The organism is Burkholderia sp. PvR073 (genome assembly GCF_054055695.1).
In genome coordinates, this window is sequence record NZ_JBSRXO010000016.1 from 45,124 (window position 1) to 63,540 (window position 18,417).

Here is an 18,417-nt window from a genome sequence, read left to right on the forward strand (position 1 = left end):
ATCCTAGCAAACCGCGCAACGTTGGCTGTGGCCAAAATGCCGGTTTTCTTGCAGGATTTACAGACGATTACGTTTGTTGCCCGCGGACAACCTTTGGTCGTCGCGTCATCGCGATTCGTCCGATGAATCGGCGCCGGCCGCGTCGCCCACTACATCCGCGAGCCGCTGGGCGGCCGCTTCCATCCGCGCGCGATCGAACCCGCCGAAACCGAGCACGAGGCCCGGACGCTCGGTGCCCGGCGCGAACATCGGCGACACCGCACGCACCGCGACGCCCGCCTGCGCGGCGCGCGCCACCACGTCGAGATCGTCGATCCCTTGCGCAAGCCACAGCACGACGTGCATGCCCTGATCGCCCGGCTGCACCCAGGCGCGCTCGCGCGGCAGCCGCGCGCCGAGCGTGTCGATCAGCAGCGCGCGCTGTTCCGCGTAGACGCCGCGCACGCGGCGAATGTGGCGGTCGAGATGGCCTTCCGCGATGAACGCGGCGAGCACGTGCTGATCGGCGGTCGGCGCATGGCGATCCATCAGCACGCGCGCGCCGCAGAAGGCCGGCACGAGATCGTCGGGCGCGATCACGTAGCCGAGCCGCAGCGACGGAAACAGGATCTTGCTGAAGGTGCCGAGATAGACCACGCGATCGGGGTCGAGCCCCTGCAGCGACGGAAACGGATAGCCTTCGTAGCGCAGCTCGCTGTCGTAATCGTCTTCGACCACCCAGGCGCGATGCGTGCGCGCCCAGCCGAGCAGCGCGTTGCGCCGCGCCATGCTCATCGGCATCCCGAGCGGGTACTGGTGCGACGGCGTGACGAATGCCGCGCGTGCGTCCGGTGCGACGCGGATGCCGGCCTCGACGTCGATGCCGTCCGCGTCGACCGGCACGCGGACCATCGCGTCGCGGCGCCCGGTGCTCTCGAGCAGCGCGGTGATGCCGCGATAGGCGGGATTCTCGACCCACGCGCGATCGTGCGCGCCGAGCAGCACCTGGCTCGCGAGGTGCAGCCCCTGTTGCGTGCCGCTCGTGATCACGACCTGATCGGCGCTGCAGCGCACCGAGCGCGAGCGGCGCACGTAATCGGCGATCGCTTCACGCAGCGGTAACGCGCCTTGTGGATCCGCATAGCCGGACGGCGCACCGGCACCGCGTGCGCGCAGCCGGTTGCCGAGCCGGCGCCAGATGTCGTCGGGCGCGGTGAGCCCGACCGGCACCGAGATCGCGAACGGCGCGGCCGGCAGCGGACGGAATTCGCGGGCGATCCGCGCGAACGTCGCGGCCGGCTCGGGCAGGCCGGCGTGCGCGGCGCGCGGTCGCGCGGCCGGTGGTTCGCCGGCCGCCGGCGGCTCGGCCAGCGCGTTCGCGACCCGCGTGCCGGCGCCGCCGCGCGACTCCAGGAAGCCTTCGGCGACGAGCTGCGCATACGCGTCGACGACGGTGCCGCGTGCGACCTCGAGCGATGCCGCGAGCAGCCGCGTGGACGGCAATGTGTCGCCGGGCCGCACGTCGCCGCGGCGCACCGCGTCCCGCAACGCCTGCGCGAGCTGGCGGCTCAGGTCGCCGGCCGCGCGGTCGAGCGCGCCGAGCGACGGGATTTCGACGATCCGGGCGGTTCTGGCCATGATTCTGGTCTGCTGAAATTGTTCGAAACCGGCTCTACAGCATAAACCAGTTAGCGCTCACAATCGGGGCATGACGCGCCTGTTTCAGGCCCGTTCGTTCCTGAACCCTGTCCGACCGTGGAGCCGCCATGTATGTCCCCGCCGATTTCGCCGAATCCCGTCCCGACGCGCTGCGCGAACTGATCGTCCAGCATCCGTTCGGCAGCCTGATCACGCATGGCAGGAGCGGGCTCGACGCGAACCACATTCCGTTCGAACTGCTGCCGGGCGACGGCGGCCTCGGCGAGCTGCATGCGCACGTCGCGCGCGCGAATCCGGTCTGGCAGGAGGTTGTGAACGGCGACGAGGTGCTCGTGATCTTCCGTGCCGGCGATGCGTACATCTCGCCGAACTGGTACCCGAGCAAGCATGTCGCGCACCGGCAGGTGCCGACGTGGAACTACGTGGTCGTGCACGCGCACGGCCGCATCACGGTGCGCGACGACGAGAAGTTCGTGCGCGGCGTGGTCGCGCGGCTGACCCGCACGCACGAGGCGTCGCAGCCGGCGCCGTGGAAGATGGCCGACGCGCCGAAGGACTATCTCGACACGATGCTGCAGTCGATCGTCGGTCTGCAGATCGAGATCACGCGGCTCGTCGGCAAGCGCAAGCTCGGGCAGAACAAGGCGGTCGACGATATCCGCGGCGCGGGCGACGCGCTGATCGCGGACGGGCATCTCGCGATCGGGGAGGCGATGCTGGCGGAGGCGGACGCGAAGCTCAAGTGAGCGGCGGTGAATCGCCCGGGGGCGCATGCCGCGCCCCCGGCGGCGCCCGTTACTGCGTACGCGTCGCGCCCTTCGTGCCTTCGCCAGCATGCGCCTGCGCCAGCGCCTCGCGAATCGCCGCCTCCGTCTTGTCGTACCCGCCCTCGCCATAGCGCGTATAGACGATCTTCCCGTTCGCGTCGATCAGGTACAGCGCGGGCCAGTACTGGTTGCCGTACGCGCGCCACGTGTCGTAGCGGTTGTCCTGCGCGACCGGATACTGGATGTCGAAGCGCTTGAGCGCATCGGCGACGTTCTTCGGATCGCGTTCGAACGGGTACTCGGGCGTATGCACGCCGACCACGACCAGCCCCTGGTCGCGATACTTCCGGTACCAGTCGTTCACGTACGGAATCGTATGAATGCAGTTGATGCACGAGTAGGTCCAGAAATCGACCAGCACGACCTTGCCGCGCAGCTGCGCGAGCTTGAGCGGCGCGCTGTTCTGCCAGCGCTCGATGCCGGTGAAGTCGGGCGCCGGCGTGCCGGCGAGCGAGGCCGTCATGCCCGCGTCGTCGCGGGTGCCGGCGAACGCGGCGAGCCCGGCCGTGGCGGCGAGCGCGATCACGAGGGCGGCAGTCTTGAGTCTGGGCAGCATGGCGGTTCTCCGGTTCGGCCGGCCGCCGCGCGATCGCGTCGGCCGGACTGGTTTCGACAGCCCTCATTGGGCCGCGCCGACGTATCTGCGATGTGTCCGGCGAGCCGCGTGCGTGCAATGTTGTGTGTCGTCGCGGCGGCGCGATACATTGGGATACAAATGCGTGCCCGCGGTGCGGTATAAAGGCGGACATCGCCAGCCGCAACCTCACGACCCCGACCCCGACTCATGGACAAGATCGACCACGTACTGATCGTCGACGACGATCGCGCGATCCGCGAACTGATCGCCGACTACCTCGAGAAGAACGGCATGCGCGCGTCGCTCGCCGCGAACGGCCGCGAGATGCGCAACGTGCTCGAGGATGGCGCGCCCGACCTGATCGTGCTCGATCTGATGCTGCCCGGCGAGGACGGCCTCACGCTGTGCCGCGACCTGCGCGCCGGCAAGTTCCGGACGGTGCCGGTGCTGATGCTGACCGCGCGCGGCGAGGAAACCGACCGCATCATCGGCCTCGAGATGGGCGCCGACGACTATCTCGCGAAGCCGTTCGCGGTGCGCGAGCTGCTGGCGCGGATCCGCTCGGTGCTGCGCCGCGCGCGCATGCTGCCGCCCGGCATGCAGGTGACGGAGACGGCCGAGATGCTCGCGTTCGGCGAATGGCGGCTCGACACGACGGGGCGTCACCTGCTCGACGCCGAAGGCACGCTGGTCGCGCTGAGCGGCGCCGAATACCGGCTGCTGCGCGTGTTCCTCGACAATCCGCAGCGCGTGCTGACGCGCGACCAGTTGCTCAACCTCACGCAGGGCCGCCAGTCCGATCCGTTCGACCGGTCGATCGACCTGCTCGTGAGCCGGCTGCGCCAGCGGCTGCGCGACGGCGCGCGCGAGCCGCGCTACATCAAGACGCTGCGCAACGAGGGCTACGTGTTCTCGTCGGCGGTGACCACGGTCGAAGGCGACGCATGAGCGCGCGCACCCTGTGGCACTGGCCGCGCTCGCTGTTCGCGCGGCTCGCGCTGATCCTGTGCGTGGGCCTCGCGCTCGCGCAGACGCTGTCGTTCTGGCTCACGGTGATGGAGCGCGACCAGGCGACCACCAACCTGATGATGGGCTACATCGAGCGCGAGGTCGCGAGTTCGGTCGCGCTGCTCGACCACCTGCCGCCCGGCGAGCGCGCCGCATGGCTGCCGCGTCTCGCGCGGCGCAGCTACGTGTTCATCCTCGGGCCCGGCGAGACGGGCACGCCGTCCGAGGCGCGGCTGTCGGCGCGCGTCGAGCGGTCGATCTCGGACGGCATCGGCGGCGACTACCCGCTGACCGCGAACGCGATCCCCGGCGATCGCGAGCATCTGCAGGTGCATCTGCGCCTGACCGACGGCTCGCCGCTGACGATCGACATCCACCCGATGTCGACGGTGCCGCTGTCGGGCTGGCTGCCGGTGGTGCTCGCGCTGCAGCTCGCGGTGCTGGCCGCGTGCTGCTGGCTCGCGGTGCGGCTCGCGACGCGGCCGCTGAACCAGCTCGCGCGGGCGGCCGACGCGCTCGGCCCCGACCTGAAGGGCGAACGCCTGAACGAGGGCGGGCCGTCCGAAGTCGCGCGTGCCGCGCGGGCGTTCAACGCGATGCAGGACCGCATCGCGCAGTACATGGCCGAACGCATGCAGATCCTCGCGTCGATCTCGCACGACCTGCAGACGCCGATCACGCGCATGCGATTGCGCGTCGACGTGATGGACGACGACGCGCAGGGCGCGAAGCTGCGCCAGGACCTGATCGAGATGGAGCATCTGGTGAAGGAGGGCGTCGCCTATGCGCGCACGCTGCACGGCACGGATGAAGCCGCGCGCCGCATCGATCTCGATGCGCTGCTCGACAGCATCGTGTGCGATTACACGGATGCGGGGCAGGACGTCGCGCTGCACAGCGGCGGCCCGCTCGCGCTCGTCACGCGACCGAAGGCGCTGCGCCGGATCGTCGGCAACCTCGTCGACAACGCGCTGAAGTTTGCGGGCGCGGCCGAGATCGACGTGCAGGCGGCGTCAGGCGGCGGCGCGGTCATTGCGGTGCGCGATCGCGGGCCCGGCATTCCGGACGATCAGCTCGACGCGGTGTTCGAACCGTTCCGGCGCGTGGAGACGTCGCGCAATCGCGAGACGGGCGGTACGGGGCTCGGTCTCGCGATCGCGCGGCAGCTTGCGCTCGCGATGGGCGGCACGCTCACGTTGCGCAACCGGACGGATGGCGGCGGGCTCGAAGCGCGGCTGACGCTGGCGAATGCTGCGTGATGTGTGATGCGACGGCCGGATCGCGCGGGATCCGTCAGCACCGGCCGGTGCGCAGCGCGACGGTCCAGTCGTCGCGGCCGCGCGCTGCCGCGGTGTCGGCGGCCGTGTGCCAGTCGTATTCGACCGCGTGGAATTCGGCCTGCCAGCCGGCCGGCGTGCGCGACACCATCGCGTAGCGCGCATGCGGCGAGCCCGTTTCGATCCGGTGCGGATGCGGTTGATCGTCCGTGTACGCCTGCAGCCCGACGCTGCCCGGATTGACGATCAGCCGGCCGTCGTCGAGCTTCGCGATGCGGGGGACATGCGTGTGGCCGCACAGAATCAGCGACGCCGGCGCGTCACCCGCACGCTGCGCGATTTCATCGGGCGTCGCCGCGCGGCAGCCGTCGGGCGTCACCGTTTCGAGGAAATAAACGAGGTCGCTGGCGGGCGTGCCGTGCACCATCAGCACGTCGTCGTCGAGCGTCAGGCGTTCGGGCAATGCGGCGATCCACGCGCGATGGTCGTCGCGCAACGTGTCGTGCGCCCAGCGATCGGAGAGCCGCATCGTTTCGCGATCGCCGCTCAGCAGTTGCCGTTCGTGATTGCCCTTGATGGTCGGCAGGTCGAGCGCGATCAGGCGATCGGCCGTCTCGGCCGGATGGAGCGCGCCCGACACGATGTCGCCGAGGTTGACGATCAGGTCGGCGCCGCGGCGGCGCACGTCGTCGAGCACCGCGTCGAGCGCGGCGAGGTTGCCGTGGATGTCGGACAGCGCGGCGATTTTCATGGCGAGGAAGTCGAGGCGGGGAGCGGCGATTGTCGCCAATTCGGCGTGGCGCGTCCAATCGCGCCGACGGCGAGTGGACCCGCGCGTCGAGCGTCGGCCATCGGTCGGCCGGCGCTTCAGTCGGTCGCGATGCGCGCGTACATCGCGAAATCGCCCGGCACGCCGCGCACCATCCGGTAGGCGCGCAGCAATCCCTCGTACCGGTAGCCGCATTTCTGCAGCACACGCTTGGAGCCGGCGTTGCTGGTCAGCACGACGCCCTGGATGCGCATGAAGCCGTCTTCGGCGAATGCCCACGCGGTGACGCTCGCGCACACCGCGCTCGCGATGCCGCGCCCCCAGTGCGACGGCGCGAGGTCGTACGCGATCTCGGCCGAGCGGTTCGCGGTGGACACCGTATGCAGCCCGATCGTCCCGGCGAGCGCGCCCGATGCATCATCGACGATCGCGAGCCGGCGGATCGAATCCGGTTGGGCCGAATCGATGCCGTCGAACAGCGGCAGCAGGTCGTCGCGCGAATGCAGGTTCCAGCTCGTGTGGCGGACGACGTCGGGGTTCGACAGGTACGCGTACCACGCGTCGAGATCCGTGCGGTCGAGTTGCCGGAGCGACAGGCCGGGGGCGCCGGCGCGGGGCGGCGCGGCGATTCTCATCGCGCGCTCGTCGCGAACGATGCGATACGCGTGCCGACGCCCCTACGCAGCATGACGCCGATACAGCGCGAGCAGCACGGGCTGCGGCGGCGGCGAAGATCAGCGGGGGTGGTTTCAGGCATGACGGAGACTCCCGATGGCAGATGCGCGCTCGATTATCGGGCGCGCGGCTCCACGCCGTACAGCGACGTTCGTCGCGCGACAAATTATCTCGAAATCGGCAAGAAGCTGTTTTCATTATTGCGCTATCGAACGGAACCGGTTCCATCTACCATGGCGGCCTCGGCGGGCATGCTCGCCGCGACGTGCCGCGCGCGTATCGCACGCGCGCGTTCCCGCGTGCGACCGCCGTCGGCCTCGCATGCAGGCGTATCTCGCCGGCCGCACGCGTTACTCGCATAGAACAACGGGCTGACCGCCCGGAGACGCTAAAAACCATGAACAAGCAACTGATCGCAGCACCGCTGCTGCTCTCGCTCGCGGGCATCGCATCCGCGCAAAGCTCCGTCACGCTGTACGGCATCGTCGACGCGGGCGTGACCTATCGCAGCAACGAACGGGTCGGCTCGCCGGGCGCCTACACCGGGCATTCGGAGGTCGGCCTGACCACCGGTAACCTGTCGGGCAGCCGCTGGGGCATCAAGGGTTCCGAGGATCTCGGCGGCGGGATGCGCGCGCTGTTCGTGCTCGAGAACGGCTTCGACATCACCAACGGCACGTCGGGCCAGGGTGGCCGCCAGTTCGGCCGGCAGGCGTTCGTCGGCGTCGGCAGCAACCGCTACGGCACGGTCACGCTCGGCCGCCAGTACACGTCGCTCAACGACTTCGTGAGCCCGGTCGGCCCGTCGTCGTTCATCGGCGGGTTCGGCGCGCACCCGGGCGACATCGACGACCTCGACCAGACCGCACGCGTCGACAGCTCGATCAAGTACACGAGCGCGAACTACGCGGGCTTCACGTTCGGCGCGCTGTACGGCTTCGGCAGCCAGCCGGGCAGCATGAAGCAGCGCAACACGTGGAGCGTCGGCGCGGCATACGCGGCGGGGCCGCTGCGCGTGGGCGTCGGTTACGAGCGCTCGGACAACAGCAAGACGGGCGCGACCGATCCGACGGCCGGCAAATGGCAGAGCACCGACGACGGGCTGTTCAACTCGTCGATCAACGAAGGCTATGCGAGCGCGCAGTCGCAGCAGGTCATCGCGACCGGCGCGACGTACGACTTCGGCCCGGCCGTCGTCGGCGTGAATTACAGCAACGTGCAGTACCGCAGCGGCGCGCAGTCGCTGTTCAACGGTCATGCGACGTTCAACGTCGCGGGCGTGTTCACGCGCTGGAACGTGCAGCCGCAGACCCAGCTGTTCGCCGGCTACAGCTACACGCGCGGCAGTGACGTCGACGGCATCGACAACCGCGCGCAGTATCACAACGTCACGCTCGGCGCGGTCTACGACCTGTCGAAGCGCACCAGCGTGTACCTGCTCGGCGCCTACCAGCGTGCGTCCGGCACGACGCTCGACGCACTCGGTCGGCCGGTGGCCGCGACCGCGTCGGTGTCGGACAAGGCGAACGGCCACTCGTCCGATTCGCGGTCGCAGGCGATCGTCAGCCTCGGCCTGCGCCAGAAGTTCTGACGCCACGCGCGCGACCGGCCGCCCGCGCGCGCTGCGGGCCGCCGGTCGCACGCCGGGCCGGCGTACGGCCTTCTCCATTCTCTATTCAACACGGCCCGCATCACGCTTCGCCGCACGTGCGGCCCACCTTCGTTTATCCCTCCGTCTTCGTCGGCAACCGTATTCCGCCGCGCCCCGCCTTATTTCACTTCTTCACGATTTTCCCGGCAATGCAACATGCTGCGGATAATATTTTTTCTCTTTCATTTTAATTTCGATTTGTAATCATCGAGTCGATTTGCCGGCAATGGAAATTCAATGTGCGTGTATCAGAAAAAATGACGCATTTGCATTAGGAAATTCGGAACAAAGTGCCGGTAATGATGAATCGCCACAGCGCTGTCCGGCGGGAGCCCAGGCGCTGGTCCCGGGATGCTCCGGCGTCGGCCAACCACTGTCACGCGGTAAAAGAACGTAATGAGTCATTCGTGGTGGAAATGAACGGGTTTTTGCAGAAATCACCAATATTTCATACGCGTCGAACTAGAGTATCGACAGGCGATCGTCCGGGAGCATCATTCATGTTATCGAAACAAATTCGCGCGGCATTGCTTGGATTGTGCATGGCAATGCTGGCGCCGGTCAGTCACGCACAAGCGCAATACACGACGGACTGGCTCGCGAACACGTTCGGCACGGTGGCCGCGCACGTCGGCAACGGTGCGCGCTCGCTGTGGGTCGCGCCCGAAGGCGTGATCTATACGGCGTCGCGCTGGGACGAGAATGCCGGCGGCGTCGCGATCTACCAGAACGGGCAGACGCTCGGCACGATCGGCATCCACGACGAATTCCAGGGCGGCGCGATCACCGGCAACGCGAACTCGCTGTTCGTCGCGCTCGGCTACAACCGCACCTTCGGCAGCGGCTCGGTCGGCCGCTACAACCGCAGCACGAACCAGCGCGACCTGCGCATCCCGGTCAGCACGTGGACGGGCATCCAGTACGCGGACGTGATCACCGGCCTCGCGACGACCGGCAACCTGCTGTACGTGAGCGACTTCTACGGCAACCGCGTGCGTGTGTATACGACGGACGGCGTGTGGCAGCGCGACATCGGCGTAGCGGGGCCCGGCGCGCTGGCGCTCGACGCGGGCGGCAACCTGTGGGTCGCACGCAAGAGCGCGGGCATCGTCGCGCAGTTCAGCCCGGCCGGCACGGCGATGAACACGATCCAGATGGCGGCCCGCGCGCGGCCGGCGTCGCTGTATTTCGACGCGCTGAGCGGACAGATGCTGGTGGGCGACGAAGGCCCCGACATGAACATCAAGATCTACACGCTCGCCGGCCAGCCCGTGCAGGTCGGCACGTTCGGCGTGCAGGGCGGTTATCTCGACACGACGTCGGGCATCAAGGGGCAGGTCGGCGACAAGCGCTTCACGCGCGTCGCGGGCATCGGCAAGGACGCGGCCGGCAACCTGTACGTGCTGAACAACGCGTGGGGCGGCGGCTGGGATCTCGGGCGCAACGGCAGCACCGACCTCCATTCGTACGGCCCGACGGGCGTGCTGCAATGGAAGCTGCAGGCGCTGAATTTCGAGGGCGCCGCCGCGCCCGACCCGGCGACCGACGGCGCGTTCTTCTACAGCGGCAACAACGTCTATACCGGTACGGCGGGCGGCACGTTCGTCGCGAACACGATCGATCCGTTCACCTATCCGAAGGACCCGCGCCTCGACATGAAGGACTACCAGCGCGGCCAGCATTTCGGGCAGCTCGCGCTGGTGAACGGCACCCGGATGCTCGTCGCGACCGGGCAGAACCCGGGCAACTACAACCTCTATCACTTCAACAACGCGAGCGGCTATATCGCGATTCCGGACGGCTCGATCCCCGGCAAGCCGTTCAACACGACCCTGCAGGTGACGGCCGGTTTCGCGCTCGACGACAACGGCGACGTATGGGCCGGGCTCGATCGCACCAACAACATCTCGCACTATCCGATGAAGGGCTTCGACGCGACCGGCAAGCCGACATGGGGCACGCCGGAGCAGATCCAGATTCCGCGCACGGTGCTGCCGCTCACGCGGATCATCTACCAGGCCGACAGCGACACGATGATCCTCGCGCAGGGCATCTCGGGCAGCTGGGACTGGACCGCGATGAACGGGCACATCGAGGTCTATCGCGGCTGGAAGGCCGGCAACACGAGCACGCCGAACGTGGCGATCGACCTGACGAGCGCGAACCCGAAATCGATGGCGGCGGCCGGCCACTACCTGTTCGTCGGCTACGTGCACACGGTGCCGAACGTCGACGTGTTCGACCTGAACACCGGCAGCCTCGTCACCACGCTGACGAACTCGAACACGTCCGCGATGGACGTCGGCAACGACGTCGACTCGATGTACGGCATCCGCGCGTACCGGCGCTCGACCGGCGAATACGTGATCACGAAGGACAACTACAACGGGTCGAGCCTCGTCGTGTATCGCTGGCATCCGTGACCACGCAGGCCGCGGCGGGCGGACCTCACGGCGCACCGAGCACGTGGCCGTTCACCTCGCGCCCGTACATCGAGTCGGGCGTGTCGTGGAATTTCGCGCGCGTGTCCTGCACCGAGCCGGTGAAGCGCGGGTCCTGCGGACGCTCGTGGCTGTCCATGAAGGTCGCGACGTCCCACGCTTGCTGATCGGTCAGCGTGCCGCCGAGCCCGAGCGGCATATTGGCCTTCACGAAGCCGGCCGCGTTGCGGATGTCGCCCATCCCCGCCCCCCAGTTGAACGAGCGTGCGCCCCACAGCGCCGGAAAGACCGGCTTGTCGCCGCTCGACCGTCCTTGGCCGTCCGCGCCGTGACACAGCGCGCAGTGCTGCGTGTAGACGGCGGCGCCGCGCGCGTAGTCGGCCTTTTGCGCGGGCGGCGGCAGTTTCGGAAAACCCTGGCCGGGCAGCCGGGTGCCGACCGGCGCGCCCTTCGCGAGCCAGTACGAATAGGTTTCGAGCGCAACGAGGATCGGGTCGCCAGCCGGCGGCGCCTTGCCGTTCATGCTGTAGCGAAAGCATCCCTGCAGGCGTTCGGCGAACGTGTTCACGTGGCCGTTCTTGCTGCGGTAGGCCGGGTACAGCAGGTACGCGGCCCACATCGGGCCCGCATCGGGCCGGCGGCCCGCGTCGAGGTGGCAGCTCGCGCAGGTCAGCTTGTTGCCGACGTACTTGCCCGCGTACTCGGGCGTGTGCAGGAAGATCTGCTCGCCGAGCTTCACGGTCTTGCCGAAGTCGTCGGCAGGGATCGCGGATTCGGGCGGTGGCGTGAACGGCTTCGCCGCGGCGGGAAGCGGCGCCACCGCGGTGGCGGAAGCGGCGGCCGGTGCGTCCTGCGGCGCGGCCGCGCAGGCTAGCGCGGGCAGCCAGGCCGCACCGAGCAGCGCGGCGCGCGCGCCGCGGATCAACTTCGTGCGCTTGATCATTGTTTTTCTCCGTTCGCGGCGCCGCCGCGCGCATAGTAGGCGGCCACCGCGTCGATGTCGGCGTCGGACAGCTTGCCGGCGATCATCGGCATCAGCGCCATCGGGCCGGGTGCGCGCGTGCCGTGCTTCCAGCCGTTCAGCTGGCCCGCGAGATACGCGGCCGGCTGGCCGGCGAGCGGCGGAAACGCGGCGCCCACGCCGAGGCCGCCCGCGCCGTGGCATTGCGCGCACGCGGGCAGGCCCTGCGACCAGCGTCCGCGCGTCGCGAGCCATGCGCCGGTGTTGGCCGGATCGATCGACGTGGCGTCGGACGTCGTGATCGCCGGCGGCGCGGGCAGGCTCTCGAAATACGCGGACACCGCATCGCGATCGTGCGGCGACAGCTGTTTCGCGAGCGGCTGCATGACCGGGTTCTGACGGCTGCCGTCCGCGAACGCGGCGAGTTGCACGGACAGGTAACCAGCGTTCGTGCCGGCAAGACGCGGGAAGCCGGCGGCCGCGTTGCCTTCACCCTGTGCACCGTGGCAGCCGACGCAGGCGGCCACGCCCGTCGTCGTGCCCTGGGTGGCGATCGTCTTGCCGAGCGCGATGTCGTCCGCGCGGGCGTGGCCGGCCAACAGCGCGGCCGCGGCGAGCAGCAGCGGCGCGAACCGGCGTCGCGGTAGGTCGACCGAATCGTTCACGTGTCCCCTCCTTGTTGTCTGTCTTGTTGCGCGTGCGCTCGCGCGCTCAGCCCGCGTCGGGCCGGTCTTGCCGTGGCGCGAGAGGCGGCGCGAGATGCGGCGTCGGCGCCGTCGCGTCGTATTGCCCGAAGCCGTAGCGCGCGAAAATCCGGAATGCGTCCGGCGACCGGATGAACGCCAGCCATGCACGCGCGGCTTCCGGATGCGGCGCGTGCTTCACCATCGCGCCCGCATAGATCGCCGTCGTATTGTGCGCGGCCGGGATGTCGATGTGCATCAGCGGATGCCCGACCTGTTCCTGGAACGCCGCTTCCGACTGCCACAGCACGCCGGCGTCCGCGCGGCCCTGCATCAGGAACAGCGCGGTTTCCCGATGATGGATGTGCGTGAGTTCGGTCGTGCCGGCCCGCACCTTGTCGTCGTAGACGGTGCGCGCGAGCGCATCGCCGCCGGCCTTCACGAGCGACGCGCGAATCTGCCGCGCGACGCCTTCGAATGCCGGGTTCGGCATCGCGAGCTGCACGTCGGGCCGCGCGAGATCGTTCAGCGACGCGATGTGCTTCGGATTGCCGGCGCGCACCATGATCGTCAGCTGGTTCGTCACGTACGGCACGGCCGGCCCTTCGAGCGTGCCGTCCGCGATCAGGTCGTCGATCTTGCCGAGCCCCGCGAAATACGCGTCGGGCTTGACCGTCCACGTCATGTTGCCCACGGTGATCGTGCCGCCCGCGTGAATCTGCTCCACGAGCAGGCCGGGCGGGATCGTTTCCCAGTAGATGCGGCCGCGGTATTCGGGATGATCGGCCTCGAACTTCGCGACGAGCGGCGCCATCGCGAAGAAGTAATTGCCGCCGACGTACAGGACGAGCTTCGGTGCGGTGAGGTCGCCATGGAAATCGGCGAGCACGTCGACCTGCGGCACCGTGAATTCGAGGCCGCGATTCGTCGCGTCGTTGTTGCGGCCGTCCTGCCACGGCGGAAAGACGCTGGTGGAAGGGGCGGCGGGTGCGGCGAGCGCCAGCGCCGACGTGCAGCAGAGCGCAGCCAGCGCCGCCTGCAGCGCCGTGCGCCACCCGCGTTGCAACGGAGCGCGCGTACGGATCGATGTCATGGCGCGCCTCACTTCGCGTAGGTGAAACCGGCGTGCTGCAGTTCGGGCAGCGTGCCGACCGCGCCTGGCGTGACGATCGCCGACGGAATCACATGGTTGGTCAGGTCGGCGGCGAGGGCGTCGAGCGGCAGCTTGTCCGGATTTGCGCTTGCGCGGTCGAGCCGTTCGGCGAGTTCCCAGATCGCGTTGTGGCACGACAGGAACACGACGCCGCGCTGCTCGAGCGCGGCGATGCTGTTGTCGTGCGACGAGAATGCGCCGTCGGCCAGTTCGTGGTCGTGCGCGTCTTTCGACTGCGCGGGTTTCGCGGCGAGCAGCGTGTTGGTTGGAAACGCGGCGCCCGCGAATTTCGCGAGGCCGTATTTGTCCCACGCGAGCTGGTCGAACAGCGCGAGATGCGCGGCGCCGTGCGTGGCCGACACGACGAGGAAGTCCGGATGACCGAACCCCCAGATCTGCGCGTTCAGTGCATTGCGCATCAGGTTCAGCCACGGGCCGCCGAGCTCGGTGTTGTCCCACACCTGCTTCGGGCCGCCGCGATAGCCGATTACTTCCATGAGCGCCGCGTGATCCCATTGATCGGGGCGCTCGACGATCATCGGCACCGTCTTGAAGTCGCGCCGTCTCGGCGCGGCTGCGAGGCGGCGGGTGAGCTCGGCGAGGTGCGTCGCGCCGCTGGCCAGCAGCGCGCCGGTTTCGGGTGTGGCCGCCTGGGCGACGCGCGCTGCGCCGAGCAGCGCGGTGCCGGCCGTGAGGCCGAGTGTCTTGAGCGCGCCGCGGCGCGCATGCCGGTCGGACATCGATCTCTCCCATGTCGTTGTTGTGGGGGGCGTGCCGCATCGCCGTGCTGCCGGCGATGCATCGCCATCGCGTAGCCAGTCTAGAGGCGCGCGATCGATACCGGAAATCGCGATATCGGATGGGAGATATTCGAGGGGGCGATGATTGGCGCAAACGCCAAGGCCGCGCGGTGCCGTTCATGCGGCGCCGCGCGGCCTTCGTCAGCGGTGGAAAGTCAGTGCACGGTACGTTCGCGCAGCACGTTCGACGGCCGCACGTTGCGCACGAACACGCCGGCCAGCACCGCGCCCGCGAGGGCGATCGCGCCGGCCAGCACGAACGCGGACGCGAACGAGCCGCTGCGCTCGACGATAAAGCCGGTCACGGCCGGCCCGATCACGCCCGACAGGCTGCCCATGCAATGCAGGAAGCCGCTGACGCCGCCGACGCGGGTCGGATGCACGACGTCCTGCACGATCGCCCAGTAGATCGCGCCCGTCACGTACAGGAAGAACAGCGACACCGACATCAGTGCGACCGCGCCCTGCGTCGACTGCACGGCGCCCGCGACGGCCACGCAAGCACCCGCGCCGAGCAGGCAGGTGACGAGCACGATCCGGCGCGACAGCAGCAGGTTGCCGGTGAGCCGGTACAGCGCATCCGAGATCGCGCCGCCGCACGCGAGGCCGACCGTGCCGACGAGCCAGGGCACGACGGTGGCGACGCTCATCTCCTTGATGTTCAGATGGTGCGCACGCACGAGGTAGCTCGGGAACCAGCTCAGGAAGAAGAACAGCACGTAGTTGTAGCTGAAGAATGCGGCGGCCGTCGCGATGATGCGCGGCTGGCGCACGTAGTGCGACAGCGTGTGCGCCGGCGTCGCGGCCGCCGCCGCGGGCGCGTGGGCGGGCGATGCCGCACGCGTTGCTGCACGCGCATCCGGCGCATCGCCGGCCGGCGCGGCCGGACGGTCCGACGTCGACGTCATCCACACGACGACCCACGCGAGCCCGATCGCGCACACGATCCAGAAGGCCGGCCGCCAGCCGAACTGCGCGGCCAGCAGGCCGACGATCGGCCCGGCGATCGCGCCGCCGAGCGGCGAGCCGGCGCTGAGCAGGCCCATCGCGGTCGCGGCGCCGTCGCGCGGCAGCCAGTTGTTGACCATCTTGTTCGCGGCCGAGCACAGCGGCCCTTCGGCCATGCCGAACAGCAGCCGCACGATCAGCAGGCTCACGAAGCCGACGGTGAGTGCGGTCATCCCGCAGAACACCGACCACAGTCCGACCGACAGCACGTACACGAGCTTCGGCCCGAGCCGGTCGGACGCGAGCCCGCCGATGAAATTGAACAACGCGTAGCCGATGAAGAACGTGCTGAACACGAGGCCCATCTGCGCGGCATCGATGCCGAGATCGGTCTGCACGATCGGCGCGACGATCGACAGCGCGACGCGGTCGAGATAGTTGATCCCGTACACCAGGAACAGCAGGAACACCGTGAACCACGCCTGCGACTTCTGCTTCATTGTCTGTCTCCTTCGTGCCGGTGGGCCGGCCGTCATGTCGTGTCGATCGATCGTTCGCCGCGTCGGTATCGCCGTCGGCGGGCAGGGGCATTGCGCGGTTCGCTGCGGTTGCGGCGAACCGTGACGAGCGTTCGTTCAGCGTGCGTGCAACGGCGCGAGCAGCGCGTCGGTGCCGTGCGTGCGCAGCGTCGACAGATGCGCGCCGACGCGCGCGATCAACGCATCGGGCCACACGGTCGAACCGGCGAGCGCGCTGCTGCCGAGTGCGGCGCGAACCGCGCCGGTTGCATCGCCGGCCGCCGACAGCGTCGCGCCGAGCGCGGCCGCGCCCGGATCGCTGATCGCGAGCGGCCGGCCCGACTCGTCGCGTGCGGTGGCGACGTAGTGCAGCCAGAGCGCCAGCGCGCGTTCCAGGCAGGGACGCTCGACCCCGGTCGCCGCGCTTTCGCCCAGCGCCGGCAGCCAGCGCAGCGGCACCTTCTGCGTGCCGTCCATCGCGATCTGTTCGGTGCGATGCGCGAGCGTCGGATTGCGGAAGCGCTGCACGAGCGTCGCGCAATAGCCGTGCGCGTCGTAACCGGACGGCACGTCGACGGTCGCGAGCAGGTCGCGCGTCATCACGCCGTCGACGAGCGCCGCGATCGCCGGATCGGCCATCGCGTCGGACACGGTCGCGCGGCCGCGCAGCTGCCCCGCATACGCGATCGCCGAATGCGAGCCGTTCAGCAACCGCAGCTTCATCGTTTCGTAGGGCCGCACGTCGCCGACGAGGTGCGCGCCGGCGTCTTCCCAGCGCGGGCGCGGGCCGGCGAAGCGATCCTCGATCACCCATTGCGAGAACGGCTCGCAGACGATCGCGGCCGCGTCGCGCGCGCCGAGATGCGCGTGCGCCCAGTCGAGCGATTCGGGCGTCGCGGCCGGCACGATCCGGTCGACCATGCTGTTCGGGAACGCGACGTCGTCGCGGATGCGCCGCGCGAGCGCGCCGTCGATGCGTTCCGCATAGTCGATCAGCAACGCGCGCAGCGTGTCGCCGTTCGACGTCATGTTGTCGCAGCACACGACGGTCAGCGGCGCATGGGCCGGCCGCCGGCGCAGGCCGGCCGCGATCACGCCGAGCGCGGTGCGCGGCGCGTCGGGCGTCGCGAGATCCTGGCGAATCGCGGGATCGTCGGCATCGAGACCGCCGCCGGGGCGGCGGCAATAGCCCTTCTCGGTCACGGTCAGGCTGACGATCGCCACCGCCGGATCGGCGATCAGCGCCAGCAGCGCGGGCAGCGATTCGGGCGCGAACAGCGCGCCGTGCACCGCGCCGACGATGCGCGTGCGTGCCCCGTGGCCGTCGCGTTCGGTCACCGTGTACAGGTGATCCTGCGCGGCGAGCAGGTCGACGGTATGGCGCCGGCGCAGCTCGACGCCGACGATCCCCCAGCGGAGATCGCCCTGTTCGAGCACCGTTTCCGTATGAAGCGCCTGGTGCGCGCGATGGAACGCGCCGAGGCCGAGATGGACGATGCCGGTGTGGACCGCCCGCCGGTCATAACGGGGGCGGCGGGTGCCGGGCGGCGCGGTGCGCAGGAAATCGGGGGCGGATGACATGGTGATCAGGGGCGGTGCGTACCATGGTAGATGGTCGAATGCGTGCAGGTTATTTCGAGTTTTCTCGCGAAGTTATTGGTGTAAACGCCAGATCGCCTGAATTCGATCGGTTCTGTACCATGGTAGTTATCGATATCGAGTCGGATCAATCGCACCATGAGCGAAACGGCAGTAATGGAAGAAGCGGACGTCGTCGTCACGGCGTTGCAGGGGTTCTCGCTGGACGAGAGCCGGTCATATACGGAGCAGGTGCATGCGCTGCTGCGCCACGCGATCGTGCGCGGCGCGCTGCCGCCGCGCACCGCGCTGTCGGAGGCGGTGATCTCCACGACGATCAAGGTCAGCCGCACGCCGGTGCGCGAAGCGTTCGCGCAGCTCGCCGACGAGCGGCTCGTGCAGATCATCCGCAAGGTCGGCACGCTGGTCGCGCCGATTCCGGTGTCGATCCTCGAGGAAGGGCGCTTCGCGCGCAGCACGCTCGAATGCGCGAACCACGTCGAGCTCGCGCAGAAGATCGCGCCGGCGCAACTCGCGGAGCTGTCGCGGATCATCGACGCCCAGCGTGACGCGGTGGCCGCCGGCGATGTCGAAGCGTTCTTCGATCTCGACGAGGCAATGCACGGACGGATGTTCGCGTTCGCGGGCCGGCCGCACGTGTGGGAAATGCTGCAGCCGATGAAGCGCCAGTTCGACCGGGTGCGCTGGCTGCTGCTCGATCGCGTCGAGGATCACGCGCGCCGCGCGCTGCAGGAACACGAACAGATCCTCGCGCACATCGCGTCGCGCAACATGGCGCTGCTCGGCGCATCGGTCGCGGCGCACGTCGACCGGATCGGCTCGCACCTGCCGGAAGTGCGCAGCCGCGCGCCCCATTACTTTGTCGACTGACATCTGAATCGCCCGCTGGAGG

The 18,417-nt window shown here is 69.0% G+C and carries 16 protein-coding genes; 6 read left to right on the forward strand and 10 right to left on the reverse strand.

Features of this window, described 5'->3' with window-relative positions; genetic code table 11:
* Positions 1–105: 105 nt before the first annotated feature.
* A complete protein-coding gene (gene pdxR, locus ACVK00_RS31370; protein ID WP_284888976.1) occupies positions 106–1,617 on the reverse strand; it encodes a MocR-like pyridoxine biosynthesis transcription factor PdxR in 1,512 nt (503 codons plus the stop codon).
* 128 nt (positions 1,618–1,745) lie between these two features.
* On the opposite strand from pdxR, the gene ACVK00_RS31375 reads away from it, so the two are divergent.
* Positions 1,746–2,384 (forward strand): FMN-binding negative transcriptional regulator, encoded by a 639-nt coding sequence (locus ACVK00_RS31375; protein ID WP_228908402.1) that lies wholly within the window; start codon positions 1,746–1,748, stop codon positions 2,382–2,384.
* A 49-nt stretch (positions 2,385–2,433) separates the two neighbouring features.
* On the opposite strand, the gene ACVK00_RS31380 is transcribed toward ACVK00_RS31375, so the two are convergent.
* Positions 2,434–3,021, reverse strand: coding sequence for a thioredoxin family protein (locus ACVK00_RS31380; protein WP_006750895.1), 588 nt, complete (start codon positions 3,019–3,021; stop codon positions 2,434–2,436).
* A gap of 228 nt (positions 3,022–3,249) precedes the next feature.
* Between ACVK00_RS31380 and ACVK00_RS31385 the strand changes: the two genes are divergently transcribed.
* Positions 3,250–3,990, forward strand: coding sequence for a response regulator (locus tag ACVK00_RS31385; RefSeq protein WP_284888975.1), 741 nt, complete (start codon positions 3,250–3,252; stop codon positions 3,988–3,990).
* Positions 3,987–5,309 (forward strand): ATP-binding protein, encoded by a 1,323-nt coding sequence (locus ACVK00_RS31390; RefSeq protein WP_228908401.1) that lies wholly within the window; start codon positions 3,987–3,989, stop codon positions 5,307–5,309. The genes ACVK00_RS31385 and ACVK00_RS31390 overlap by 4 nt, the downstream gene beginning before the upstream one ends.
* 34 nt (positions 5,310–5,343) lie before the next feature.
* Here ACVK00_RS31390 and ACVK00_RS31395 read toward each other — a convergent pair whose 3' ends face one another.
* On the reverse strand, positions 5,344–6,078 hold the full coding sequence (locus ACVK00_RS31395) for a metallophosphoesterase family protein (RefSeq protein WP_284888974.1): 735 nt from the start codon (positions 6,076–6,078) through the stop codon (positions 5,344–5,346).
* A gap of 116 nt (positions 6,079–6,194) precedes the next feature.
* On the reverse strand, positions 6,195–6,731 hold the full coding sequence (locus ACVK00_RS31400) for a GNAT family N-acetyltransferase (RefSeq protein ID WP_284888973.1): 537 nt from the start codon (positions 6,729–6,731) through the stop codon (positions 6,195–6,197).
* A gap of 437 nt (positions 6,732–7,168) precedes the next feature.
* Here ACVK00_RS31400 and ACVK00_RS31405 point away from each other — a divergent pair, with 437 nt between their 5' ends.
* Together ACVK00_RS31405 and ACVK00_RS31410 are read left to right on the forward strand one after the other, a co-directional pair.
* Positions 7,169–8,362, forward strand: coding sequence for a porin (locus ACVK00_RS31405; protein WP_229050658.1), 1,194 nt, complete (start codon positions 7,169–7,171; stop codon positions 8,360–8,362).
* 560 nt (positions 8,363–8,922) lie between these two features.
* Positions 8,923–10,845, forward strand: coding sequence for an SMP-30/gluconolactonase/LRE family protein (locus ACVK00_RS31410; protein WP_354123250.1), 1,923 nt, complete (start codon positions 8,923–8,925; stop codon positions 10,843–10,845).
* Positions 10,846–10,870: 25 nt separating this feature from the next.
* Here ACVK00_RS31410 and ACVK00_RS31415 read toward each other — a convergent pair whose 3' ends face one another.
* From ACVK00_RS31415 to ACVK00_RS31440, 6 genes are all read right to left on the reverse strand, one after another.
* The gene (locus tag ACVK00_RS31415) at positions 10,871–11,806 is read right to left on the reverse strand and encodes a c-type cytochrome (RefSeq protein WP_228908396.1); all 936 of its coding nucleotides are present in this window, start codon (positions 11,804–11,806) and stop codon (positions 10,871–10,873) included.
* On the reverse strand, positions 11,803–12,489 hold the full coding sequence (locus tag ACVK00_RS31420) for a c-type cytochrome (RefSeq protein WP_284888971.1): 687 nt from the start codon (positions 12,487–12,489) through the stop codon (positions 11,803–11,805). Before ACVK00_RS31420 ends, ACVK00_RS31415 begins: the two co-directional genes overlap by 4 nt.
* A 46-nt stretch (positions 12,490–12,535) precedes the next feature.
* Entirely contained in the window at positions 12,536–13,600 is a 1,065-nt protein-coding gene (locus tag ACVK00_RS31425) for a molybdate ABC transporter substrate-binding protein (RefSeq protein WP_284888970.1), read from the reverse strand.
* Positions 13,601–13,608: 8 nt separating this feature from the next.
* Entirely contained in the window at positions 13,609–14,400 is a 792-nt protein-coding gene (tetH, locus tag ACVK00_RS31430; protein ID WP_284888969.1) for a thiosulfate dehydrogenase, read from the reverse strand.
* A 215-nt stretch (positions 14,401–14,615) separates the two neighbouring features.
* Positions 14,616–15,908: an MFS transporter gene (locus ACVK00_RS31435; protein ID WP_228908392.1), complete on the reverse strand. Its 1,293-nt coding sequence runs from the start codon at positions 15,906–15,908 to the stop codon at positions 14,616–14,618.
* 135 nt (positions 15,909–16,043) lie between these two features.
* On the reverse strand, positions 16,044–17,507 hold the full coding sequence (locus tag ACVK00_RS31440) for a mannitol dehydrogenase family protein (protein WP_284888968.1): 1,464 nt from the start codon (positions 17,505–17,507) through the stop codon (positions 16,044–16,046).
* 156 nt (positions 17,508–17,663) lie between these two features.
* Here ACVK00_RS31440 and ACVK00_RS31445 point away from each other — a divergent pair, with 156 nt between their 5' ends.
* On the forward strand, positions 17,664–18,395 hold the full coding sequence (locus ACVK00_RS31445) for a GntR family transcriptional regulator (RefSeq protein ID WP_284888967.1): 732 nt from the start codon (positions 17,664–17,666) through the stop codon (positions 18,393–18,395).
* The last annotated feature ends 22 nt before the right edge of the window (positions 18,396–18,417 follow it).

Excerpts from the sequence above, each read along its gene's own strand:
- pdxR (WP_284888976.1), bottom strand. The coding sequence starts at position 1,617 with ATGGCCAGAACCGCCCGGATCGTCGAAATCCCGTCGCTCGGCGCGCTC.
- ACVK00_RS31375 (WP_228908402.1), top strand. The coding sequence starts at position 1,746 with ATGTATGTCCCCGCCGATTTCGCCGAATCCCGTCCCGACGCGCTGCGC.
- ACVK00_RS31380 (WP_006750895.1), bottom strand. The coding sequence starts at position 3,021 with ATGCTGCCCAGACTCAAGACTGCCGCCCTCGTGATCGCGCTCGCCGCC.
- ACVK00_RS31385 (WP_284888975.1), top strand. The coding sequence starts at position 3,250 with ATGGACAAGATCGACCACGTACTGATCGTCGACGACGATCGCGCGATC.
- ACVK00_RS31390 (WP_228908401.1), top strand. The coding sequence starts at position 3,987 with ATGAGCGCGCGCACCCTGTGGCACTGGCCGCGCTCGCTGTTCGCGCGG.
- ACVK00_RS31395 (WP_284888974.1), bottom strand. The coding sequence starts at position 6,078 with ATGAAAATCGCCGCGCTGTCCGACATCCACGGCAACCTCGCCGCGCTC.
- ACVK00_RS31400 (WP_284888973.1), bottom strand. The coding sequence starts at position 6,731 with ATGAGAATCGCCGCGCCGCCCCGCGCCGGCGCCCCCGGCCTGTCGCTC.
- ACVK00_RS31405 (WP_229050658.1), top strand. The coding sequence starts at position 7,169 with ATGAACAAGCAACTGATCGCAGCACCGCTGCTGCTCTCGCTCGCGGGC.
- ACVK00_RS31410 (WP_354123250.1), top strand. The coding sequence starts at position 8,923 with ATGTTATCGAAACAAATTCGCGCGGCATTGCTTGGATTGTGCATGGCA.
- ACVK00_RS31415 (WP_228908396.1), bottom strand. The coding sequence starts at position 11,806 with ATGATCAAGCGCACGAAGTTGATCCGCGGCGCGCGCGCCGCGCTGCTC.
- ACVK00_RS31425 (WP_284888970.1), bottom strand. The coding sequence starts at position 13,600 with ATGACATCGATCCGTACGCGCGCTCCGTTGCAACGCGGGTGGCGCACG.
- tetH (WP_284888969.1), bottom strand. The coding sequence starts at position 14,400 with ATGTCCGACCGGCATGCGCGCCGCGGCGCGCTCAAGACACTCGGCCTC.
- ACVK00_RS31435 (WP_228908392.1), bottom strand. The coding sequence starts at position 15,908 with ATGAAGCAGAAGTCGCAGGCGTGGTTCACGGTGTTCCTGCTGTTCCTG.
- ACVK00_RS31440 (WP_284888968.1), bottom strand. The coding sequence starts at position 17,507 with ATGTCATCCGCCCCCGATTTCCTGCGCACCGCGCCGCCCGGCACCCGC.
- ACVK00_RS31445 (WP_284888967.1), top strand. The coding sequence starts at position 17,664 with ATGAGCGAAACGGCAGTAATGGAAGAAGCGGACGTCGTCGTCACGGCG.